Origin of the sequence: Streptomyces sp. NBC_00091 (assembly GCF_026343185.1) — a bacterium.
In the GTDB taxonomy this organism is placed as follows: Bacteria; Actinomycetota; Actinomycetes; order Streptomycetales; family Streptomycetaceae; genus Streptomyces.
The window spans coordinates 4463434-4487017 of the sequence record NZ_JAPEMA010000001.1 but is presented as its reverse complement, the minus strand read 5'-3'; the positions used below and the strand labels follow the sequence as shown (position 1 = coordinate 4487017).

Below are 23584 nucleotides of genomic sequence, written 5' to 3'. Positions count from 1 at the left end.
GAAGACGGGCACCGACCGGTACGGTCGGGCGTTGCAGAACCAGGAACACCAGCCCGACGTCCAGTCGGTCAGAAGCTGTACCACCCCGTGCACCAGGAGGCATCCGCCATGGCGGTTCCCGAGACGACCGACGAGCAGCGCGCCGAGCAGATACTCGATGTGTTCGACACCGCATTCGGTGAGCTGCTCGCCGCCGACCCCGCCGCCTTCCAGGTCAAATTCCGCAAGATGGCGGCCTCGGCCTTCGCGTTCTACCGGGGCACGGCCTGCCTCTTCTACGCCGACCTGGAGCGCGAGCGGCACGGCGGCCCCTACCTGGACGACCGGACGGGCCGGGTGTGGATCCACGGCGATCTGCACGCCGAGAACTTCGGCACGTACATGGACGCCAACGGCCGGCTGGTCTTCAACGTGAACGACTTCGACGAGGCCTACGTCGGCCCCTTCACCTGGGACCTCAAGCGCTTCGCCGCCTCGGTCGCGCTGATCGGCTACACCAAGGCGCTCAGCGACGAGCAGATCAGCGGGCTCGTACGGACCTACGCGGTGGCCTACCGGGAGCGCGTGCACCAGCTCGCGGCCGGCGCCAAATACGAAGAGGTGCCCTCCTTCACCCTGGACACCGCCGAGGGCCCGCTGCTGGAGGCCCTGCGCGACGCCCGCTCGCGCACCCGTTTCTCCCTGCTGGACTCGATGACCGAGATCCGCGACCACGAGCGCCGCTTCACCTCGGGTGGCGGGGCGATCGAGCTGGACGCGGCCACCCGGTACAAGGTGCTGGCCGCGTTCGACGGGTACCTGGAGACCCTGCCGGAGGAGTCCCTGGTCCGGCCGGACTCCTACCGGGTCAAGGACGTGGTGGGCCGCCGGGGCGTGGGCATCGGCTCGGCGGGCCTGCCCTCCTACAACATCCTGCTCGAGGGCCACAGCGACGCCCTGGAGAACGACGTCGTGATCTACCTCAAGCAGGCGCAGACCCCGGCCGTGTCCCGGCACATCACCGACCGGGCGGTCCGGGAGTACTTCCAGCACGAGGGGCACCGCACGGTGATCTCCCAGCGGGCCCTCCAGGCGCACGCCGACCCCTGGCTGGGCTGGACGGAGCTGGACGGCTCCGGGCAGCTGGTGGCGGAGGTCTCCCCGTACGCGGTGGACCTGGACTGGTCGGACCTGGACGACCCGGAGGAGATCGCGGCGGTGGTCGCGGACCTGGGCCGGGCCACGGCCACCATGCACGCGTCGGCGGACGAGGCCGAGAGCGGGCAGTCCCTGGTGCCGTTCTCCACCGAGCGGGCCATCGACGCGGTGATCGCCGCCGACGAGGAGGGCTTCCCCGAGCTGCTGGTCGACTTCGCCCACGCGTACGGGGCCCGGGCGCGCGCCGACCACCAGATCTTCGTGGACCTCTTCCGCAACGGCCGGATCATGCCGTAGGCCCTCCGGGTCCGGGAGCCGTGAGGGGGCGCCCCGGGCCCTGCGGGCCCGGACCCGGCCGCCCGTGGGCCGCCTGGCCGACAAGACACCCCTCCCGCCCTCTCTCACAGAAAGCCATGGCAAACTCGCGACGATGGACATATCAGGGGTGAGGATCCGGGGGCTGCGGGCCGCGCTGTTCAGCGCGCTCGTCGTGCTGCTCTCGGCCGGCTCCCACGTGCTCATGTCCCGGGTCCCGCTGCCGCCCGCGCTGGTCGCCGGCGCCTTCGCCGGGGTCTTCGCGATCGCCTACGCCCTGGCCGGCCGGGAGCGCGGCTTCGGCCCGATCGCCGGGCTGCTGGTACCGCTGGAGCTGGCGGCCGACACCGTCTTCACCGCCGGGCAGCACCTCTGCTACGGCCCGGCGGGCGGGCCGGTCTCCGGGCCGCTGCGCGCGCTGGGCCTGGACGAGCTGTGCGGCGGGGCCCCGGTGGGCGGGCCGCTGACCGAGGTGGCCGGGCCCGCCGGGGATCCGGCGGCGCTGCTGGCCTCGCCCGGGCCGTTGACGCCCTGGCTGCTGCTCGGCGCGCACGTCACCGTCGGGCTGCTGGCCGCTGCCTGGCTGCGGCACGGCGAGCGGGCCCTGGCCCGGCTGCTGCGGGCGGTCGCCGCCTTCGCGTTCCGGCCGCTGCTGCTGGCGGTGGCCTCGGTGGCGGCGGTCCCCGGGCGGGCCGGGCGGGCGCTGCGCCCGGTCGTCCCCGGCGCGGTGGCCCGTACCCGCTTCCCCGCGCATTCCGTGGGCCGGCGGGGGCCTCCCGTACGTACGGCGCTCGCGAGCGCCTGAGACACGTACGCGGTCCCCCCTCGTCCCTCCCCGTCCCACGGAGATCACCATGAGTGCACGCAACAACCAGCAGAACAAGGCCGCCGCCCGCGAGAAGCTGCGCATCGAGCGCGAGCGGCAGGCGAAGAAGGACAAGACCCGCCGCCAGCTGATCGTGGCCGGCACGGTCGTCGCCGTCCTGGCGCTGGCCGGCGGCGTCGGCTACGCGGTCGTGCAGGCCAACCAGCCCGGCTACTGGGACAAGGCCGCCGAGGCCGAACTGGTCAAGCCGAAGAACACCACGGGCGAGGACGGCCTGACCGTGGTCATCGGCAAGCCCGAGGCGAAGAAGACCCTGGAGCTGTACGAGGACTCGCGCTGCCCGGCCTGCGCCTCCTTCGAGCAGTCGGTCGGCGAGCAGGTCAAGAAGGACGTGGACGCGGGCAAGTACAAGCTCCAGTACTTCGGCGCGACCTTCATCGACAACGGGGTCAAGGGCGAGGGTTCCAAGAACGCCCTGAGCGCGCTGGGCGCGGCGCTGAACGTGAGCCCGCAGGCCTTCCTCGACTACAAGGGCGCGCTCTACTCGAAGGAGCTGCACCCCGAGGAGACCGTCGACAGCTTCGCCAAGGACGACTACCTGCTGAAGGTCGCGGACACGGTCCCCGCCCTGAAGGAGAACGCCGAGTTCAAGAAGGCCGTCCAGGACGGCACCTACGACCGGTGGGCGATGGACATGTCGAAGGCCTTCAACAAGTCCGGGGTGACGGGCACTCCGACGCTGAAGATGGACGGCAAGAAGATCGACACCCCGGCGACGCCGGCGGCGTTCACCGCGGCCATCGACAAGGCCCTGGCGGGCTGATCCGGACACACCGGACCGAAACCGCCGCGACGGGCGGGCGAACTCTCAGAGTTCGCCCGCCCGTTGTCATTTCGAGGCTGTTCCCAGCCACATACCGATCAGTAATATGATCGCCCGTGACCAGTCATCTCACCCCTTCACACCCGCGCCGCCGTACGGTCGTTCTGGCCGCCGCGGCCACGGCCGCACTCGCGCCGATCACCACCCTGGGCGCCCCGGCGGCCCACGCGGCCGAAACCGCTCCCGCCTTCCTGCACGGCGTCGCCTCGGGCGACCCGCTGCCCGACGGGGTCCTGCTGTGGACCCGCGTCACCCCGACTCCCGAGGCGGTACCCGGCTCCGGCCTCGGCCCGGCCGTCGCGGTGGGCTGGGAGGTGGCCGAGGACAAGGCCTTCTCCCGCCTCGTCGCGAGCGGCTCCGTCACCGCGAGCGCCGCCTCCGACCACACGGTCAAGGCGGACGTGCGCGGACTTCGGCCGCAGACCCCGTACTGGTACCGGTTCACCGCCGGCTCCGCCGTCTCCCCGGCCGGCCGCACCCTGACCGCCCCGGCCGCCGGCACGACCACGCCCGGCGTGCGCTTCGGCGTGGTCTCCTGCGCCAACTGGGAGTCCGGCTACTTCTCCGCGTACCGGCACCTGGCCGCCCGCACCGACCTGCACGCGGTGCTGCACCTGGGCGACTACATCTACGAGTACCAGACCGGCGGTTACCCCGAGGCGAAGTACGTCGTACGCCAGCACGAGCCGAAGCACGAGATAGTCTCGCTCGCCGACTACCGCACCCGGCACGGCAAGTACAAGACGGACACGGACCTCCAGGCCCTGCACGCGGCGCACCCGGTCGTCGCCATCTGGGACGACCACGAGTTCGCCGACAACACCTGGTCCGACGGCGCCGGGAACCACACCCCGGGCGCCGAGGGCGAGTGGGCGGCCCGCGCGGCCGCCGCCAAGCAGGCGTACTTCGAGTGGATGCCCGTACGCCCCTCCATCGCGGGCACCGTGTACCGGCGGCTGCAGTTCGGCACCCTCGCCGACCTGCACCTGCTGGACCTGCGCTCCTTCCGCTCGGAGCAGGCCAAACTCGGCAGCGGCTCGGTGGACGACCCGGAGCGCAGCATCACCGGGCGCGCCCAGCTGGACTGGCTCAAGTCCGGCCTGGCGGCCTCGAACGCGACCTGGAAGCTGGTCGGCACCTCGGTGATGATCTCGCCGGTGGCCTTCGCCTCGCTGCCCGCGCACCTGCTGAAGCCGCTCGCGCACCTGCTGGGCCTGCCCGAGGGCGGAATCGCGATCAATGTGGATCAGTGGGACGGCTATACGGACGACCGCAAGGAACTCCTGGGCCACTTGAAGGACCGGAACATCAAGAACACGGTGTTCCTGACCGGCGACATCCACATGGCGTGGGCGAACGACGTCCCGGTCAACATGGCGACGTACCCGGGCTCGGGGACGGCGGCCACCGAGTTCGTGGTGACCTCGGTGACCTCCGACAACATCGACGACATGCTCCACGTGGCCCCGCACACCCTCTCGGTGGTGGCGGAGGGCGCCATCAAGGCGGCGAACTGGCACGTGAAGTGGCTCGACATGGACTCGCACGGCTACGGCGTGCTGGACGTGACGGCCGAGCGTTCACAGATGGACTACTACGTGGTTTCGGACAAGCGGCGGCAGGACGCGAGCTCCTCCTGGGCCCGCTCGTACCGCACCCTGAACGGCACCCAGAAGGTGGAACGGACCTACGACCCGGTCCGCTGACCCTTCGTCAAATCTCCTGTGGAAGGGGGCTCCTGGTGCAGACCAGGAGTCCCATCCGCCACACAGGCAACAAATCTTTAACCTCCGGGTACTTGCCAACTGAATGACATGCACACATAAACTTCCGGCCAGCGTGAGGAAATCCCTCACCCCCCACCACGCTTGCCGAGGAGTCAACGTGCGCGCTGTTGCCCGCATATCCCCCCTTCTCCGCCGCCGCCTCATGGGCACGGCCGTCCTCGCCTCCACCCTGGCCTTCGCCCCGCTGACCGCCCCCACCACGGTCGCAGCCGCCTCCCAGACCGACGCCGAGGCCTGTGTCGAGCAGGGCGACGCCCCTGCCAACGCCCGCGTGTCCCGCCCCAAGGACGACCACGCGGCCGAGCCCAACGAGGTCACCGAGGCCCAGGTCAAGGCCATGGACGCCGACCTGAAGAAGAAGCTCGGCCAGATCCAGCTGTCCCCGCAGCAGGTCTACGGCGTCGGCGCCGCGGCCACCGCCACCACCATCCCGGTGTACGTCCACGTCATCACCTCCGGCACCGCCGGAAACCTGACCGCCACGGACATCAGCAACCAGCTCAACGTCCTCAACGCCGCCTACAGCGGCCAGGGCACCGGCAACACCGACTCCGGCTTCCAGTTCTCCCTGGCCGGAACCGACTACACGGACAACGCCGCCTGGTACAACGTCTCCAGCGGCAGCCAGGCCGAGAAGGACATGAAGAACGCCCTGCGCAAGGGCGACAAGAACGCGCTCAACATCTACACGGCCAACCTCGGCGGCGGCCTGCTCGGCTGGGCGACCTTCCCGAGCTCCTACGCCTCCCAGCCCAAGATGGACGGCGTGGTCCTCCTCAACACCTCGCTGCCGGGCGGCTCCGCCGCCAACTACAACGAGGGCGACACCGCCACCCACGAGGTCGGCCACTGGATGGGCCTCTACCACACCTTCCAGGGCGGCTGCACGGGCAGCGGCGACTCCGTCTCCGACACCCCGGCCGAGAAGAGCCCGGCCTACGAGTGCCCGACCGGCCGCGACTCCTGCGCCAGCAAGGCGGGCGTCGACCCGATCCACAACTTCATGGACTACACGTACGACTCCTGCATGTACCAGTTCTCCGCGGGCCAGGTCTCGCGCATGAAGAGCATGTGGACGGCCTACCGCGGCTGATCCCCCGGCTCCCCGTACCAAGACACTGCCCCCGGCGCTCCGGCGCCGGGGGCAGTGCCCTTTTCACGTCACAGGGTGTCGAGGAAGGCCAGCGCGACCTTCCAGGCCTCCTCGGCGGCCTCGGCGTCGTAGTCCTCCAGACCCGGGTCCGTGAACAGGTGCCCGGCGCCCGGGTAGCTGTGGACCTCCACGTCCGCCCCGGCCCGCCGCATCCGCAGGTACCAGGACGTCAGCCAGTCGTGCGTCTCGTACGGGTCCGGGTCCGCGATGTGCAGCTGCACCGGCAGCTCGTCGGCCGAGGCGTCCTCCTCCAGGTCCGCCGTGCCGTGCAGGAGCAGCAGGCCGCGCGCCTTGTCGTCGGCCAGCGCCAGGTGCTGCGCGACGGAGCCGCCGAAGGAGAAGCCGGCGTACACCAGGCCCTCGTCGGAGAAGGGGGCCGAGGCCAGCACCGCCCGCTTGAGCAGCTCTTCGCGGCCCACCTCCTCCTGGTGGGCGGCGCCCTCCTCGAACGTCGCGAACGTACGGCCCTCGAAGAGGTCCGGCACCTGGACCCGGTGCCCGGCCGCACGCAGCCGGTCGGCCGCCGCGTGCACCGCGGGCCGCAGCCCGTACGTCGAGTGGAAGAGCATGATGTTCATGCCTTCCATCGTGCCATTCGGCGGGAAAGGAGGAGTCCGGGGGCGCCCCGTGGATACGTTCTCCAGCATGGAGATGGAGAACGTCCTGCGTCCCGTCACGGTCGTCTGCGCCGTACTGGTCCTCACCCTGCTCGCCGGGTGGCTGCTCGACCTGCTGCTGCGCAAGGCCGACGCCCGGCACACCGAAACCCCGCTGTGGGGCCTGCTGCGCCGCTGCGGCCTGCCCTTCCGGCTCGTCCTCGGTACGGCGGCGCTCCAGGCCGCCTACCGGCCGGCGGGCATCCTCCCGGCCCACTCGGCCGCCGTGGGCCACGCCCTGACCCTGGTCCAGATCGCCTCGACGGCCTGGCTGCTCGTCGGCATCGCGGCGGCCGTCGTCGAGGCGACCTACGCCCGCTACGCCGCCGACCACCCCGACGAGGCCCGGGTGCGCCGGGTCCGCACCCAGGTCACCCTGATCCAGCGGGTGCTCACCGCCCTGGCCGTGGTGGTCGCCGCCGCCGCGATGCTGCTGACCTTCCCGCCGATGCGCACGGTCGGCGCCTCGATGCTGGCCTCCGCCGGGGTCCTCGGCATCGTGGCCGGCATCGCCGCGCAGGCCTCCCTCGGCAACCTCTTCGCCGGACTGCAGATCGCCTTCGGCGACACCGTGCGCATCGGGGACACCGTGGTCGTGGACAAGGAGTGGGGCAAGGTCGAGGAGATCACCCTGACCTTCCTGGTGGTCCGCACCTGGGACGAGCGCCGGATCACGATGCCCGTCTCGTACTTCACCAGCAAGCCGTACGAGAACTGGTCGCGCGGGGGCGCCCAGATGACCGGCACGGTCTTCTGGCACCTGGACCACTCGGCGCCGATCGCCCTCATGCGGGACAAGCTCGCGGAACTCCTCAAGGACATCCCCGAATGGGACGGCCGCACCGGCAGCCTGGCCGTCACGGACACCACCCCGCACACCATCGTGGTACGCGCGGTGGTCACCGCGAAGGACGCCGACGACGTGTGGACCCTGCGCTGCGCGGTCCGCGAGCAGCTGATCGCCTGGCTGACCGCCCAGCACCCCTACGCCCTCCCCCGCGTCACCACCACCGAAGCCGCCCCGCGCGGCTAGGGGGTGTCCGGCGGATCAGCGCCGGGCCGGGTGGCAGGGTGGGGGCGTGGATCAGCTCGCCCTGCTCTTCGTACTGCTGCTCGGGGCCGTCGTCACCGTTCCGCTCGGGGACCGGCTCGGGCTGCCCGCGCCCGTACTGATGACCATCGGCGGGGCCGTGCTGGCGCTGGTGCCGGCCGTGCCCAATGTCGGCGTACCGCCCGAGTACATCCTGCCGCTGGTGCTGCCGCCCCTGCTGTACGCCTCCGTGCAGCGCACCTCGTGGCGGCAGTTCGCGGCCAACGTGCGGCCGATCCTGCTGCTGGCCGTGGCCCTGGTGTTCGTGACCACCGCCGCCGTGGCCGGCGTCGCGCACGCCGTCGTCCCCGGGCTGCCGCTGGCGGCCGCTCTCGCGCTCGGCGCGCTCGTCGCCCCGCCCGACCCCGTCGCCGCCACCGCCGTGGCCGGGGCGCTCGGGCTGCCGCGCCGGATGGTGTCGATCCTGGAGGGCGAGGGCCTGTTCAACGACGTCACCGCCATCGTGCTCTACCACGTGGCCGTCGCCGCCGCCGTGAGCGGCAGCTTCTCCTGGCCCGAGGCCCTGGGCGAGTTCGTGCTCTCCGCGGTGGTCGCCGTGGCCGTCGGGCTCGCGCTGGGCTGGGCCGCCAACCACCTGATGGGGCGGCTCGGGGAGGCCACCCTCCAGATCGGGCTGACGCTGCTGGTCCCGTTCGTGGCGTACGTGGTGGCGGAGGAACTCCGGGGCTCGGGAGTGCTGGCCGTGCTGACGACCGCCCTGTTCCTCGCCGAGTACGCGACGGACGCCGACGACGTGCTGGGGCGCCTCGCCGGGCACACGTTCTGGGAGATCGTCGACACCCTGGTCACCGGGGTGGCGTTCGGCCTGATCGGGCTGGAGCTGCACAACGTCTTCGGGGTCGCGAAAGGCCGCGAGTGGGAGATGGCCGGCTGGGCGGCGGCGGTGGTCGCGGTGGTGGTCGGCGTACGGCTGTTCTGGCTGCTGCCGGCGGGCTGGCTGGCGAAGAAGCTGCACCGGCGGCGCGACTACGACGAGGAGATCCCGCTGAGCTGGCGGGAGAGCGTGGTGATGTGGTGGGCCGGGATGCGCGGGGTGGCCTCGGTGGCCCTCGCGCTGGCCCTGCCCCTCCGGACGGACTCCGGGGAGCCCTTTCCGGCGCGGGACGAGATCGTCTTCATCGCCTTCGCGGTGATCATGGCGACCCTGGTGTGCCAGGGGCTCACCCTGCCGTGGCTGGTACGGCGGCTGGGGGTGGAGGCGGACGCGGACGCGGAGCGCGAGACCGAACGGCAGCTGGCGCTGCGCGCGGCGAAGGCGGCGAAGCGGCGGCTCAAGGAGATCGAGCAGGTCGAGGACCTGCCGGAGGACCTGGTGGAGACCCTGTACCGGCGCGCGTACGACGTCGGGGCCAGGATCAGCCCCGACCTGGTCGACGAGGAACGCCGGGAGGCGTACGCGAAGCGGGTGGAGCGGATCCGGGACGTGCAGCGGATCCAGCGGGAGATGATGTCCGCCGCCCGGCACGAGATCCTCTCGGCCCGCAGCGAACCGGGCTCCGACCCCGAAATCGTCGACCGCGTCCTCCGCCACCTCGACGTCCGCAGCCTGCGCAGCCCGTGAAACGACCCGCAGAGGGCCAGCGGCCTCAGCCAAAATCCAGCCTCGCCTGGGGACCGGCTCCCAGCAATCGGCCCGCAGAAGGCCGGCGAGCGCAGCCAAAACCCAGCCTCGCCTGGGGGCACCTCCCAGCGGTAGCTGGGGGAGTTTGAGGCGCGGGGTCTGGGGCGGAGCCCCAGGAGCCCGGGCGCAGCCCGGGGCCGCTTGCGCGACGGCGCCGCACGGACCCCGGCTACCGGCCCGGCAAGGGCTTCCGCATGGCCCGGTGCGGAATCCCCGCGTCCTCGAACTCCGGCCCGTACGCCTCGTACCCCAGCCGCTCGTAGAAGCCCACCGCATGCGTCTGCGCGCCGAGATCCACCGCGGCCAGCCCCCGCCGCCCGGCCTCCGCCTCGATCGCGCGGACCAGCGCCACTCCGACGCCCAGCCCGCGCGCGGACTTCCGTACGGCCAGCCGCCCCAGGGAGCCGACGTCCGGGGAGCCGGTCTTGCCCAGGGCCTCGGGCCCGTACAGCAGCCGGCCGGTGCCCAGCGGCCGGCCGTCGGCCCCGACGGCCAGCACGTGCACCGCGACCGCGTCGTACGCGTCGTACTCGATCGACTCCGGCACGGACTGCTCGACCACGAACACGTCGGTCCGTACGGCGTAGCACGCCGCCAGGTCGGCCTCCGAGGCCGCGACCCGCACCGAGACGGTGGTCACTGGCTCTCGGCCCGGATCACATCCAGCGCGTGCTGGAGGTCGGCCGGGTAGCCGCTCTCGAACTCCACCCACTGGCCGTCGGACGGGTGCTCGAAGCCGAGCCGCACCGCGTGCAGCCACTGCCGGGTCAGCCCCAGCCGCTTGGCGACGGTCGGGTCGGCCCCGTAGGTCAGGTCGCCGACGCAGGGGTGCCGGTGCGCGGACATGTGCACGCGGATCTGGTGCGTACGCCCCGTCTCCAGCTTGATGTCCAGCAGCGAGGCCGCGCGGAAGGCCTCGATCAGGTCGTAGTGGGTGACGGAGGCCTTGCCCTCCTGGATCACCGCCCACTTGTAGTCGGCGCTCGGGTGGCGCCCGATCGGCGCGTCGATCGTGCCGCTCATCGGGTCCGGGTGGCCCTGCACCAGCGCGTGGTAGCGCTTGTCGACGACCCGCTCGCGGAACTGGTTCTTCAGGGAGGTGTAGGCGCGCTCGGACTTGGCGACGGCCATCAGGCCGGAGGTGCCGACGTCGAGGCGGTGCACGATGCCCTGGCGCTCGGACGCGCCGGAGGTGGAGATCCGGTAGCCCGCGGCGGCGAGGCCGCCGATGACGGTGGTGCCGGTCCAGCCGGGGCTCGGGTGGGCCGCGACGCCGACCGGCTTCATGATGACCACGATGTCGTCGTCGTCGTGGATGATCTCCATGCCGGGCACGGGTTCGGCCACCAGCTCGACCGGTCGCGCCGGCGCGGGCATCTCGACCTCGAGCCAGGCGCCGCCGTGGACGCGCTCGGACTTGCCGACGACGCTGCCGTCGACCGAGACCTTCCCCTCCGACGCCAGTTCGGCCGCCTTAGTCCGGGAAAAGCCGAACATACGGGCGATGGCGGCGTCGACGCGCTCGCCTTCGAGGCCATCGGGAACGGGCAGGGTGCGGATCTCGGGAATCGTACTCACCTGTCGAGTATGCAGGACTCGACAGAAGAGCATTCCCGCGCGAGCCCGCGATCAGTCCTTGTGGACGGTGCCGTCCGGGTCCAGACCCTTGAACGACAGCAGGACGATCAGGATCCCGCCGCACACGATCGCCGAGTCCGCGAGGTTGAACACGGCGAAGTGGGCGGGCGCGATGAAGTCGACGACCGCCCCCCGGAACACGCCCGGCGAACGGAAGATCCGGTCGGTGAGATTGCCCAGCGCGCCGCCCAGCAGCAGGCCCAGGGCGATCGCCCACGGCAGGCTGTACAGCTTGCGGGCCAGCCGCACGATCACCACGATCACGGTCGCCGCGATGCCCGTGAAGATGATCGTGAAGGCCTCGCCGAAGCCGAAGGCGGCGCCGGCGTTGCGGATGGCGGAGAACTTCAGCAGATCGCCGATGATCTCGATCGGCGGCTGGTGCTCCAGCTTGGCCACGACCAGCATCTTGCTGCCGAGGTCGAGCAGGTACGCGAGCACCGCCACGACCAGCAGCGCGGCGATCCGCCTGCGCCCCCGGGGCACGGCGGGCTCCGACTGCGGCTCGGCGTCGTCCCCGACCTCCGGCGTACCGATGATGCGCTCCGCCTCTGCCACGTGAGTCCCTCGAACTAGCTCGAACCAGGTACAGGTATCTGGATCCCTACGAGACACGAGAGTACGTCAGTGGGTGTAGGTCCTGGCTAGGAGGTGTTCCGTAATTCAGACGGCGTCAATTCAGGCGGCGTCGATCTTGAGGTTGTGGAGTACGGCGACGGCGCGGGTGGTGTCGTTGATCGTGTCGCCGCACCTGCGGTGCTCGCGTAGTACGCGGTAGTCCCGCCGGTCCACGGGCCACAGGGGGTGCGGCCGACACGGTACTGACCGTGCTTCCGTGATGACTACGCCAGAAGGATGGTGGGTGTCCACCCTGGGCAGCCGCTGCGCAACCGTCCGAGCAGCACGGGGCTCTGTCACCGAAAGCACGTGGGGCCGGCGCCAGGCTGGTGTTCGCGGAAGCCCGGCAGGAACCACTCGAACGCTCGGTCGCACCACCGATACCTGGCAATGTCGAACGGTAGTTGGCCGGACTCGGGCCATGCGAGCAGCTCGGAGGCGTCGGATCGCAGGGGGTTCTCTGGATCTCCTCGAGGCCGGCCGCCCTGGTCATAGGCTGATGGTCGGCATGGCTTCGTCATCGGGGGTGGTGCGTGGAGCGCGGTGAGCTGATCGCGGAGCGGTACGAGCTGATCAAGCGACTGGGACGGGGCGGCATGGGGGAGGTGTGGGCCGGCAGGGATCGGGTGCTGCACCGGGATGTGGCCGTCAAGATACTGGTGCTTGACGACGGGGTGCAGGTGGATCTGCCGCGCCGTTTTGAGCGGGAGGCGGTGGCCGCCGCGCAGATCGGTCATCCGAACGTGGTCGCCCTGTATGACCGCGGGTTCCACGAGGATCTGTGGTTCCTGGTCATGGAGCGGGTCGAGGGAGCCAATCTCGCTGAACACATCCGCGACGGGGGGCCGATGGCCGTGGCCCGCGCGCTTCAGATCGCCCAGGACATCTGTGCGGCCCTGGTAGCTGCCCACCAGGCTCAGGTCATCCATTACGACATCAAGCCTCACAACGTGATGATCACCCCGGACGGCAGGGTCAAGGTCGTGGACTTCGGCATCGCCGGATTCATCCAGGGTGCCTTCACCCTTGCCCGTTCCTCACAACTCGCCCCTGCCGGCACTCCGGAGTACGGCGCGCCTGAGCAGTTCCTCACCGAGCGCGGCGACGCACGCTCCGATTTGTACGCCCTGGGCAGCGTTCTCTTCGCCCTGTTGGCCGGCCGGGCGCCCTTCACGGGTCACAATGGTCTCGCGATCGCGCAGCGGAAACTGGTTGAGGAGGCTCCGAGGCTCAACGCGCTCGGCCTGAACGTGCCGCCAACAGTGACCCAGCTGGTGTCCGACCTGCTGGAACGTGACCCGGACCGGCGCCCCCAGACGGCCATGGCGGTCCATGAACGGCTGGTCGGACTCCGGTCCTCCCTGAATGGCACTCCCGGCATCTCTGACGCGACAACCGTGACCGCCGGACCACGTCACACTCTCATTCCGCCGCCTATCAGGCAGGAGCCTGCTCACGGTTATGCCTTTGAGGTCGCCTGGACCGGCCAGGAGCCGGTCACCGACTACGCTCGCCCGATCTGGCAGGCCTCCGTGTCCACACCCCTCGCGGTGATTTCTGGCGCGATCTGGGCAGCCGACTCTTTCGCGCTGGCCGGGGCAGGAGCCTTCCCCTTCGGGTCGAAGGGCGAGAACGGGGTGGGGGACGGCCTCTGGGGGGTCCTGGGCGTGGTGTGGATCATCGCCATGGCGGGAACGCTCGTGGGCATCGCCGCCGTGGCGAGCGTGATCGGAGCGAAGAGGCACCACCGACGCATGCTCCCGAACCGAACTCCATGGTCCCTCACCGTCGCCTCGCAGGGCATCGTCACCACGGGCTCATTCGGTCGCACGGTGACCTGGGGCCGGATACAGACGGTCACCGTGGACCGCATAACATCAGAAAAGGCGGCGTACACCTATACCGGACTACGCATCCGCTTGATCCAGAAGCCCAAGGCCAACAGCAGCGTCTATCCCGCGGGCTGGTTCTACCGCAACCGTCCTAACACCAAATGGGACGACACACTCCCGCTCTGTGTCCTCGGCCCGCTCTCCGAACAGCAGTACTTCGAGCTCACCAAGACTCTCGCCCGCTACGCCGGCAGCCGTTGGCGACCCGGTAATGGTCCACTCAAGCTGTCCAGTTCCTAGAGTCCATCCCACAGCACGGGGGATTGTCGGATTGAGCATCGTCCCCGGCCGGCCCGGTCGAGTTCCCAGTGGCCAGCAATTGTGCGGCAAAGCGGGCTTCCCTGGTTCGACGTCACGCCCCTTCCTCGGACGGTTGCACAGTGGCTGCCCGGGGTGGACACACGCCATCGTTCTGACGTAGTCATCACGGAAGCGCGGTCAGAACCCCGACACAGACGGGGGCGGGGAAGTGGGCGCGGCTGCTGCTGAGGTCGTGCTGGACGGTGGCCTTGAGTCGTGGTGCTACCACCTTCTGGCGTCTTCCTGTCGAGGAATTGCGGTGGTCGTAAACCCCATTCATAGGGCGGACTACTCGCTTAGTGTGCCGTAGAGCGACTGATCGGTGACGGGAGGTGACGGTCATGCAGGCTGCCCGGACGCAGCGGAAGTTCCGGGGGAAGAACAAGGCCCCGAAGTGGAAGAAGCCCGACGACGGACAGGTGTCGGTAATGGTGCTGCCGCTGGCCGTCACCGACCCCGCCGACCTCGCCCGCATTGAGAAGCTGTTCAGCGCGATGAGCTCGATCAAGCGGGCCGTCCAGCGCGATGCCCGCGCCAAGGTCGATGCCTACTGGGCCGCCAAGCACGAGCGCGACCGCGACGGGGCGAAGGCCGTGCGGCAGCGCCTCGGGCTGTCCCGTGAGGCCCTGGAGCGGTGCGCGTACGAGCATCTCGAAGCCTCGGGGCATTTGAAGCACCACGCCTCGAAGGCCTTGGCGATGCACGTGGCCGACGAGGTGTGGAACGGTGTCCAGCGGCACCTGTTCGCCGACAACACGGGTAAGCGGCACGGCCGTCCGAAGACGGGCCGCTGGCACGACTTCACCCGCATTCCCGGCCGCGCCCGCTCCCACACCACCGAACGCAAGTGGGAGACCTTCCGCCTGGTCGGCACACTCCACGGTCACGTCATGGCCTACGGCGACGGCGGTCGGCACACCCTTCAGCAGCCGCGCCGGATGCCAGTGCCGGCCGCGCCGTCCGGCATCGTGCCCACCGGCAACACCACCGCGTCAGGAAAGCCGGGCACCCGCAAGGCGACCTGGTGGGACCACACCGGACCGCTCGCCGTGGTGTTCGCGGGCGGACCCGACTCCGGCCGGGGTGACCTCGTTCTCCCTGTGCGTATCCCGCAGCGGCCGGGCCAGTGGGCACGTGTCGAACACTTCCTCGCCAACCCCGGCCGCTGGCACAAAGTGGATCTCGTACGCCGCCGCAAGGCATCCGCGCCGGGCGGCTGGGTGTATGAGGCGCACCTGATGGTCCTCGGCCCCGGCTACACCACTCCCGCCGTACGACAGATGCGTGAGCAGGCCGCCGCCCTGGACCGCATCGGCGGAGTGGACGGCAACGTCTCCAACATCTCCGTCGTCTCCTTCCCCGCCAGCATCACACCCATCGATGGCGCCCCTGCTTCCACGGAGATCACCCTCAGCCCCGAGGAACGGGCGCTGCTGGAGCGGGAAGCGAAGAAACGGCGGGGCCGTGCGCGGGCGCTGGAGCGCTCCCGACGGTCGACCAACAGGGCGCAATATGGCCTGTCGAAAAAGCAGGCCCGGCGGGCGGAGCGCCGGGCGGCCAAGGGTCTTGAGCCGAAGACCGTCAGCATGCCCGGTGGTGCGCGTGCCGCCCGCGCCGATGGCGTACCGAAGCAGGCGTTCCGCCGAGACCGGCTCTCCACCGGCTACGGGGAGCTGCGCGCCCGCCAGGCCGAAGCCGCCACCGGTAGTGCGGAGCACCGACGCCACCACGCCCGCCACCTCGCCCGGCAGATCATCGCCACCCACGGCCCCGTCCTCGTGGTCGAGGACTGCGACATCCGCACCTGGTACCGGCTCTGGGGCAAGCGGCTCTCCCAGACCACCCCCGGCCTGCTCATCGCCGCCCTTGAGCGTGAATGCCAGGCTGCGGGCGGCCGTCTCGTCCGGGCCTCCACCTGGTCCACCGCCCTGTCCCAGCACTGCCTGTGCGGTGAGCGGGTCAACAAGTCGCTGCGGGAACGCGAGCACAAGTGCATCGCCTGTGGCCTAGTCGGCAAGCGCGACATGGTGTCCGCAGCCCTGGCGGCGTTCGTCCGCATCACCGACGTGGACGACCCCAAAACCGCGTACCTGGACACCACCGCGTCCCGGCACGCACAGATCACCTTCGCAGACGGGCTGGAAGAAGCCCTGCGGGAGTCAACCACACCGTGCCAGACCACCCCTCGGGGTGCTGGTCGCGTGGCAGTCCCACGGCAACGCCGTGGAACCTCTGCTCCCCGAACCGCCGGACGGCGGCCCCGAGCGACCCCAGATGAGCCACGCCCCGTGCGTGACCACGCCGGAAAGCCCGGACACCGCCCCGGCTGCAACCCGCAGCTCACCCTCTGGTGAATTACGGATCAAGTCTTAATGCCTTCGCTCCTGCTTCTGCTTGCAGTCCACGCACAGCGTCGCCCGCGGGAAGGCCTGCATCCGCGCCTTGCCGATGGGCTTGCCGCAGTTCTCGCAGAGCCCGTACGTGCCCGCTTCCAGCCGCTCCAGGGCCCGCTCGGTCTGCTCCAGCATCGAGCTGGCGTTCGCGGCGAGGGCCAGCTCGGACTCCCGGGTGATGTTCTTGGTGCCGGTGTCGGCCTGGTCGTCGCCCGCGCCGTCGCCCGAGTCCCGCATCAGGCCCGAGATGGCCACCTCGGAGGCGTCCAGCTCGGCCCGCAGCCGCAGCACCTCGCTCTCCAGCTCCGCCCGCGCCTCGGCGACCTCGGCGGGCGTCCAGGGGTCCTCCCCGGCCCGTACGGCGAGCTCGCCGGGTGCGGTGGCCGCCGTGGCCCGTGCCTTGGGGAGCCCGCTGGTGGCGGCCGCGGCCGTCTTCCTGGCCGTACCCGCAGTCTTCTTGGCAACCACTTTCCGAGCTCCCGTCTTCCGCGCGGCCGGGGCCGCCCCCTCGGACGCGGCCGTCTTGGCCGCGGTCGTGCCGGTGGTGCGCTCGGCTGCCGCCGCCTTGGACGGGGCCCGCTTGGCCGGAGCCGCCTTGGCCGGAGCCTTCGTGGCCGCGGCCTGCTTGGCCGGAGCCTGCTTGACGGCGGCCGTCTTGGCCGGGGCCGCCTTGGCCGGGGCCGCCTTGTCCACGGCCTTCTTGGCCGGAGCTTTCTTATCCGCGGCCGCCTTGGCCGTGGCCTTTCCGGCCGGGACCGTCTTCGACGGGACGGGCCGTACCGCCCCGTCCGCCGGAGGCTTCTTGGCGGGAGGCGTGGAGCCTGGCACAGCAGCCACCTCCTGTGTCGCCGTCTTCTTCGCCACCATGGCCGCGGCCCCTTTTCACATGCTGTGATCTTGTTCGCAGATCGTGCCGGAACGATAAATCGCCTCCGACCCCACGGCAACGGGGCACGCGTCCGTCGAGGTCAACCTGCATCCGTTGTGCCCAGCGGGGAGCCCCGTAATCCGCCCCACCCGCCCCAGTGGATCCAGGACCGGTCCGTCAGCCCATCCGGGTCATGCCGCGACCCGCCCCGCGACCCGTGCCCCGCCGCGGTAAAACCGGTCTGCCGACCAGCGCCCCGGCCCGTACACTGGGCGCAGCGAAAGGCATGGATGGGGACGAGTAGCGTCGGACGCAGCCAGGAGCGACCCGGGGACGGTGAGAGCCCGGGGGCGAGCGCGATGCGAAGGATCACCCCGGAGCCGCCGGAAGAAAGCCCGCACGGATTCCCGTACGGCGAGTAGAACCGGCTTCGCACCCCAATGAGGGGGCCGACGGACCTGTCCGGAGGCCAAGGAGGGTGGTACCGCGGGAGCAGCCAAGGCTCTCGTCCCTCCGGACGGAAGTGACACACCGCCGGAGGAAGAGTTCAGCCTCATGACCACACCGCCGCAGTACCGCCCGGTACCCGCCCAGGTCGACCTGCCCGCCCTCGAGCACGCCGTCCTCGACTTCTGGCGCGAGAGCAAGACCTTCGCCAAGACGCTGGAGCAGTCCGAGGGCCGCCCCGAGTGGGTCTTCTACGAGGGCCCGCCCACCGCGAACGGCATGCCCGGCGCGCACCACATCGAGGCCCGCGTCTTCAAGGACGTCTTCCCCCGCTTCCGCACCATGCGCGGCTACCACGTGGCCCGCAAGGCCGGCTGGGACTGCCACGGCCTGCCCGTCGAGCTGGCCGTCGAGAAGGAACTGGGCTTCAACGGCAAGCAGGACATCGAGGCGTACGGCATCGCCGAGTTCAACGCCAAGTGCCGCGAGTCCGTGACCCGCCACACCGACGCGTTCACCGAGCTCACGACCCGCATGGGCTACTGGGTCGACCTGGACGACGCCTACCGCACCATGGACCCCGAGTACGTGGAATCGGTCTGGTGGTCCCTGAAGGAGATCTTCAACAAGGGTCTGCTCACCCAGGACCACCGCGTCGCCCCCTGGTGCCCGCGCTGCGGCACCGGCCTGTCCGACCACGAGCTGGCCCAGGGCTACGAGACGGTCGTCGACCCCTCGGTCTACGTCCGCTTCCCGCTGACCAGCGGCCCGCTCGCCGGCGAGGCGGCCCTCCTCGTCTGGACGACCACCCCCTGGACCCTGGTGTCCAACACCGCGGTCGCCGCGCACCCCGAGGTCACGTACGTCGTGGCCACGAACGGGACCGAGAAGCTGGTCGTCGCCCAGCCGCTGCTGGAGAAGTCCCTCGGCGAGGGCTGGGAGGCCACCGGCGAGACCTTCACGGGCAAGGAGATGGAGCGCTGGACGTACGAGCGCCCCTTCGCCCTGGTCGAATTCCCCGAGCCGGCCCACTACGTCGTGAACGCCGAGTACGTCACGACCGAGGACGGTACGGGTCTGGTCCACCAGTCCCCCGCCTTCGGCGCCGACGACCTCGCGGTCTGCCGCGCGTACGGCCTGCCCGTCGTGAACCCGGTCCGCCCCGACGGCACCTTCGAGGAGGAGGTCCCGCTGGTCGGCGGCATCTTCTTCAAGAAGGCCGACGAGAAGCTGACCGCCGACCTCGACGCGCGCGGCCTGCTCTTCAAGCACATCGCCTACGAGCACAGCTACCCGCACTGCTGGCGCTGCCACACCGCGCTGCTCTACTACGCGCAGCCGTCCTGGTACATCCGCACCACCGCCGTCAAGGACGCGATGCTGCGGGAGAACGAGAAGACCAACTGGTTCCCCGACTCGGTCAAGCAGGGCCGCTTCGGCGACTGGCTGAACAACAACATCGACTGGGCGCTCTCCCGCAACCGCTACTGGGGCACCCCGCTGCCCATCTGGCGCTGCGAGGAGGACCACCTCACCTGCGTCGGCTCCCGCGCCGAGCTGAGCGAGCTGACGGGCACGGACCACTCCGCCCTGGACCCGCACCGCCCGTACATCGACGACGTCACCTTCACCTGCACGGCCGAGGGCTGCTCCCTGACCGCCGTCCGCGTGCCCGAGGTCATCGACGCCTGGTACGACTCGGGCTCGATGCCGTTCGCGCAGTGGGGCTACCCGTACAAGAACAAGGAGATCTTCGAGAAGCGCTACCCGGCGCAGTTCATCTCGGAGGCCATCGACCAGACGCGCGGCTGGTTCTACACCCTGATGGCGGTCGGCACCCTCGTCTTCGACAAGTCCTCCTACGAGAACGTGGTCTGCCTGGGCCACATCCTCGCCGAGGACGGCCGCAAGATGTCCAAGCACCTGGGCAACATCCTCCAGCCGATCCCGCTCATGGACCAGCACGGCGCCGACGCCGTGCGCTGGTTCATGGCGGCCGGCGGCTCCCCGTGGGCGGCGCGGCGCGTCGGCCACGGCACGATCCAGGAGGTGGTCCGCAAGACGCTCCTCACCTACTGGAACACGGTCGCCTTCCAGGCCCTGTACGCCCGTACGTCGAACTGGGCGCCCTCCGCCGCCGACCCGGCGCCGGCCGACCGCACGGTCCTGGACCGCTGGCTGCTCTCCGAGCTCCACACCCTCGTCACCGAGGTCACGGACGCCATGGAGGCCTACGACACCCAGCGCGCGGGCAAGCTGCTCTCCTCCTTCGTGGACGACCTCTCCAACTGGTACGTCCGCCGCTCGCGCCGCCGGTTCTGGCAGGGCGACAAGGCCGCCCTGCGCACCCTGCACGAGGTCGTGGAGACGGTCACCCGCCTGATGGCCCCGCTCACCCCCTTCATCACGGAGCGGGTCTGGCAGGACATGATCGTCCCGGTCACCCCGGAGGCCCCGGAGTCGGTGCACCTGTCGTCGTGGCCGGTCCCCGACACCGCGGCGATCGACCCGGCGCTCTCGCAGCAGATGCTGCTGGTCCGCCGCCTGGTCGAGCTGGGCCGTGCGACGCGCGCCGAGTCGGGCGTCAAGACCCGCCAGCCGCTCTCGCGGGCGCTGGTCGGCGCGGTCGGCTTCGACGCCCTGTCCCCCGAGCTCCAGGCGCAGATCACGGAGGAGCTGAACGTCTCCTCCCTGGCCTCCCTGTCCGAGGTCGGCGGCTCGCTGGTGGACACCACGGCGAAGGCCAACTTCCGGGCGCTGGGCAAGCGCTTCGGCAAGGGCGTGCAGGACGTCGCGAAGGCGGTGGCGGCCGCCGACGCCGCGGCCCTGTCGCTGGCCCTGCGCTCGGGCTCCGCGGTCGTCTCGGTGGGCGGTGAGGAGGTCTCCCTCTCCCCGGAGGAGGTCATCATCACGGAGACCCCGCGCGAGGGCTGGTCGGTGGCCTCGGACTCCGGTGCGACGGTCGCCCTCGACCTGGAGATCACCCCGGAGCTGCGGCTCGCGGGCCTGGCGCGGGATGCGATCCGCCTGATCCAGGAGGCCCGGAAGAACTCCGGCCTCGACGTGGCCGACCGTATCGCCCTGCGGTGGTCCTCGGAGTCCGCGGAGGTCGTCACGGCCCTCACGGACCACGCCGAGCTCATCGCGGACGAGGTCCTCGCCACCGACTTCGCCTCGGGCGAGGCCGACGCCGCCTATGGCTCCGCCTTCACGGACGAGTCCCTGTCCCTGACCTTCCGCCTCCGCAAGGCGTAGCCGTCAGGCTCCTGTGGCCCGGTCCCCTGCCCTGGGGTCCGGGCCACAGCTGTTTCTCTCCCCGCCCCGCCCTTCCACCGTTCCCGCCTCAATCGCCGGCGGGGCTCCAGACACGGCGCTCCGCGCCCGCGCCTCAACGCCGGCGGGGCTGGAAGATCCAGCCTCGCCGGCGTTTGAGGCGCGGGGTCTGGGGCGGAGCCCCAGGGAACGGGCGAAGGGCGGGTAGGGGACCGCCCCGCGCAGCGGCACCCCCGCACCCGGCCCCCGCACCGGCACGGGACCCGCCCCGGGTACGGGAACGGGCCGGGCCCGGTGCCCCCGTGGGGGTACCGGGCCCGGCCCGTGAAGCGACTGCCGACAGACGCGGCGGCGGCGCCTAGTTGTCGTCCTCGTCGATCAGGAAGCCCCGCATCGGCGACGGCGCCTGCATCGGCTGCGGCGCAGCCGGCCGCACCGGAGCCATCGGCTGGGTCATCGCCGGGGACATCTGCTGCTGGCCGCCGTAGGACGGGCCGCCGGCCATCGGGGAGGGACCGCCCATCGGGGACGGGCCGCCCATGGACGGGTTGCTCATCGAGTGGCCCATGGCACCGGCCGGAGCCATCGAGGGCGACGGCGACGGCGGCAGAGCCGGACCGGCCGGGGTGCGCGGCGGCGCGAGGGAGTCGTCGGCCTGGGTCTCCAGCTGGCGCAGCTGCGACTCCAGGTAGGACTTCAGTCGCGTACGGTACTCGCGCTCGAAGCCCCGCAGGTCCTCGACCTTGCGCTCCAGCGTGGCGCGGGCGGACTCCAGGGAGCCCATCGCGACGCGGTGCTTCTCCTGCGCGTCCCGCTCCAGCGCGTCGGCCTTGGCGCGGGCGTCCCGCTCCAGGCCCTCGGCGCGGCTGCGCGCCTCGCCGACGATCTTGTTGGCCTCGGAGCGGGCCTCCGCGATCGCCTGGTCGGCGGTCTGCTGCGCGAGCGACAGGACGCGGGCGGCGCTGTCGCCACCGGGGCCCTGCTGCGGGAGCTGCGGCTGCTGCATCGGCTGCATCTGCTGACCCATGGGCTGCATCTGCTGCCCCATCGGCTGCATCTGCTGGCCCATCGGCTGGCCGAGCTGGTTCTGGCCGCCCATGGACTGCTGCTGCATCTGCTGCTGCATGGGCTGCTGGCCCATCTGCTGCTGCTGCGGCGCCATCGGGTGCTGGCCACCCATGGACTGCTGCTGCATGGGGCCGCCCATCGGGCCCGGACCCTGCGGTCCGTGTCCACCGGGGCCGGGCGGCAGCTGCGGCTGGCCGCCCGGAAGCTGCGGCGGGCCCATCTGCGGCTGCTGCTGCTGCGGCGGGCCGGATATGGCCGCCGGCACGGGGGCGCCCGGGCCGCGCTGGTCCTGGGGTTCCGGCTTGCGCATGTTCTGCTGCTGCTGGTTCTGCGCGGCGGCACGCGTGGCGGCGGCCAGCTTCGCGCGCAGGTCCTCGTTCTCGCGCAGCAGACGCGTCAGCTCGGACTCGACCTCGTCGAGGAAGGCGTCGACCTCGTCCTCGTCATAGCCTTCTCGCAGGCGGACGGTCGTGAACTGCTTGTTCCGCACGTCCTCGGGAGTCAGCGGCATGTCTTCTTCACCTCTACGTAGTCGTCGGCAGTCGGCAGGACCGTATCTGGACTGTCCCCGCGCCTGCGGGGAAGCTCATCGTTCACACGCTTCTCGCAGCGGTGCTCACGAAACTGATGAGGATGTAAACGATGATCATCAGAACGAAGAAGGACAGGTCGAGTGCCACGCCCCCGAGACGCAACGGCGGGATGAAACGCCGAAGAAGCTTGAGCGGTGGATCGGTGACAGTGTAGGTGGCCTCCAGAACGACCACCATCGCCTTGCCGGGTGTCCATGAACGTGCGAACTGGAACACGTAGTCCATGACCAGTCGGAAGATCAGCACGATGAGGAAGCACATCAGCGCGATGTAGACCACCTGCAGTGCGACGCCCATCCCGTGCTTCCCTCTCCCCTGCTACCGCTCTGTTCCCGGCCCCGTATCTGACGGATCGGTCTAGCTTTGGTTGAAGAACCCGCCCTCCGCGATGCGGGCCTTGTCCTCCGCCGTGACATCGACGTTAGCAGGAGACAGCAGGAACACCTTCTGTGTCACGCGTTCAATACTGCCGTGCAGACCGAAGACAAGACCGGCGGCGAAGTCCACGAGACGCTTCGCGTCCGTGTCGTCCATCTCCGTGAGATTCATGATCACCGGAGTGCCCTCACGGAAGTGTTCCCCGATGGTACGGGCCTCGTTGTAGGTCCGGGGGTGCAGCGTCGTGATGCGGTACGGCTCCCGCTCGGAGACGACCTTGGGCATGATCACGGGGGCGTTCTTCTCCAGGTTGGTGCGGTCAGGTGTGATGGATGCCACGGGGGCAATTCGCGCGGGACGTCCGTTTTCTGACGGAATTGGGAGGGGTTCCCGCGGAGCCGGGGGCTGTACGACTCGTACCGGTTCGTCCGATACGGGCGTTTGGTGCACCGGCTGCTGTCTGCGATCCCGGTCCCGTGCCCGCTCCGGCTCCGGCTCGGGCTCGAACTCGTCATCGGGGTCGTACCCCGGGTTGTCGTACCGGTCGTCCTCCACGAGGCCGAGGTAGACCGCCATCTTGCGCATCGCGCCGGCCATTCTCCGAGTCCTCCGCTCTGTGGTGGATCG

General features: G+C 70.5%; 18 protein-coding genes. 10 read left to right on the top strand and 8 right to left on the bottom strand.

The window, feature by feature from the left end:
- The first annotated feature begins 108 nt into the window (after window positions 1-108).
- From OOK34_RS20700 to OOK34_RS20680, 5 genes are all read left to right on the top strand, one after another.
- On the top strand, window positions 109-1434 hold the full coding sequence (locus OOK34_RS20700; protein ID WP_267035347.1) for a DUF2252 domain-containing protein: 1326 nt from the start codon (window positions 109-111) through the stop codon (window positions 1432-1434).
- A 133-nt stretch (window positions 1435-1567) separates the two neighbouring features.
- Window positions 1568-2257 (top strand): hypothetical protein, encoded by a 690-nt coding sequence (locus OOK34_RS20695; RefSeq protein WP_267035346.1) that lies wholly within the window; start codon window positions 1568-1570, stop codon window positions 2255-2257.
- 49 nt (window positions 2258-2306) lie between these two features.
- On the top strand, window positions 2307-3101 hold the full coding sequence (locus tag OOK34_RS20690) for a thioredoxin domain-containing protein (protein WP_267035345.1): 795 nt from the start codon (window positions 2307-2309) through the stop codon (window positions 3099-3101).
- A 116-nt stretch (window positions 3102-3217) separates the two neighbouring features.
- Complete coding sequence (locus OOK34_RS20685) at window positions 3218-4867, top strand: alkaline phosphatase (protein WP_267035344.1); 1650 nt, start codon at window positions 3218-3220, stop codon at window positions 4865-4867.
- 223 nt (window positions 4868-5090) lie between these two features.
- A complete protein-coding gene (locus OOK34_RS20680; RefSeq protein WP_267036840.1) occupies window positions 5091-6041 on the top strand; it encodes a zinc metalloprotease in 951 nt (316 codons plus the stop codon).
- 68 nt (window positions 6042-6109) lie between these two features.
- On the opposite strand, the gene OOK34_RS20675 is transcribed toward OOK34_RS20680, so the two are convergent.
- Window positions 6110-6688, bottom strand: a complete 579-nt coding sequence (locus OOK34_RS20675; protein WP_267035343.1) for a dienelactone hydrolase family protein — start codon at window positions 6686-6688, stop codon at window positions 6110-6112.
- 64 nt (window positions 6689-6752) lie between these two features.
- Here OOK34_RS20675 and OOK34_RS20670 point away from each other — a divergent pair, with 64 nt between their 5' ends.
- Both OOK34_RS20670 and OOK34_RS20665 read left to right on the top strand, forming a co-directional pair.
- A complete protein-coding gene (locus tag OOK34_RS20670) occupies window positions 6753-7790 on the top strand; it encodes a mechanosensitive ion channel family protein (RefSeq protein WP_267036839.1) in 1038 nt (345 codons plus the stop codon).
- 46 nt (window positions 7791-7836) lie between these two features.
- A complete protein-coding gene (locus tag OOK34_RS20665) occupies window positions 7837-9429 on the top strand; it encodes a Na+/H+ antiporter (protein ID WP_267035342.1) in 1593 nt (530 codons plus the stop codon).
- Between the two features lie 229 nt (window positions 9430-9658).
- Here the strand turns inward: OOK34_RS20665 and OOK34_RS20660 are convergent, their stop codons facing one another.
- From OOK34_RS20660 to lspA, 3 genes are read right to left on the bottom strand one after another with little or no spacing between them, the layout of a single operon-like run.
- A complete protein-coding gene (locus OOK34_RS20660; protein ID WP_267035341.1) occupies window positions 9659-10129 on the bottom strand; it encodes a GNAT family N-acetyltransferase in 471 nt (156 codons plus the stop codon).
- A complete protein-coding gene (locus OOK34_RS20655) occupies window positions 10126-11067 on the bottom strand; it encodes an RluA family pseudouridine synthase (RefSeq protein WP_267035340.1) in 942 nt (313 codons plus the stop codon). The genes OOK34_RS20660 and OOK34_RS20655 overlap by 4 nt, the downstream gene beginning before the upstream one ends.
- A 51-nt stretch (window positions 11068-11118) precedes the next feature.
- Complete coding sequence (gene lspA, locus OOK34_RS20650) at window positions 11119-11685, bottom strand: signal peptidase II (RefSeq protein ID WP_267035339.1); 567 nt, start codon at window positions 11683-11685, stop codon at window positions 11119-11121.
- A gap of 593 nt (window positions 11686-12278) precedes the next feature.
- On the opposite strand from lspA, the gene OOK34_RS20645 reads away from it, so the two are divergent.
- On the top strand, window positions 12279-13877 hold the full coding sequence (locus tag OOK34_RS20645; protein ID WP_267035338.1) for a serine/threonine-protein kinase: 1599 nt from the start codon (window positions 12279-12281) through the stop codon (window positions 13875-13877).
- Between the two features lie 401 nt (window positions 13878-14278).
- Entirely contained in the window at window positions 14279-16291 is a 2013-nt protein-coding gene (locus OOK34_RS20640) for a transposase (protein ID WP_267035337.1), read from the top strand.
- Window positions 16292-16306: 15 nt separating this feature from the next.
- Here OOK34_RS20640 and OOK34_RS20635 read toward each other — a convergent pair whose 3' ends face one another.
- Window positions 16307-17197 carry a TraR/DksA C4-type zinc finger protein gene (locus tag OOK34_RS20635; protein WP_267035336.1) on the bottom strand — a complete coding sequence of 297 codons (891 nt, stop codon included), beginning with the start codon at window positions 17195-17197 and terminating at the stop codon, window positions 16307-16309.
- 556 nt (window positions 17198-17753) lie between these two features.
- Here OOK34_RS20635 and ileS point away from each other — a divergent pair.
- Window positions 17754-20900, top strand: coding sequence for an isoleucine--tRNA ligase (gene ileS, locus OOK34_RS20630; protein ID WP_267035335.1), 3147 nt, complete (start codon window positions 17754-17756; stop codon window positions 20898-20900).
- 376 nt (window positions 20901-21276) lie between these two features.
- On the opposite strand, the gene OOK34_RS20625 is transcribed toward ileS, so the two are convergent.
- The 3 genes from OOK34_RS20625 to OOK34_RS20615 form a co-directional block, all read right to left on the bottom strand.
- Window positions 21277-22497 (bottom strand): DivIVA domain-containing protein, encoded by a 1221-nt coding sequence (locus OOK34_RS20625; RefSeq protein ID WP_267035334.1) that lies wholly within the window; start codon window positions 22495-22497, stop codon window positions 21277-21279.
- Window positions 22498-22579: 82 nt separating this feature from the next.
- The gene (locus tag OOK34_RS20620) at window positions 22580-22876 is read right to left on the bottom strand and encodes a YggT family protein (protein WP_030155988.1); all 297 of its coding nucleotides are present in this window, start codon (window positions 22874-22876) and stop codon (window positions 22580-22582) included.
- Window positions 22877-22936: 60 nt separating this feature from the next.
- Window positions 22937-23554 (bottom strand): cell division protein SepF, encoded by a 618-nt coding sequence (locus tag OOK34_RS20615; RefSeq protein ID WP_267035333.1) that lies wholly within the window; start codon window positions 23552-23554, stop codon window positions 22937-22939.
- Window positions 23555-23584: the final 30 nt, after the last annotated feature.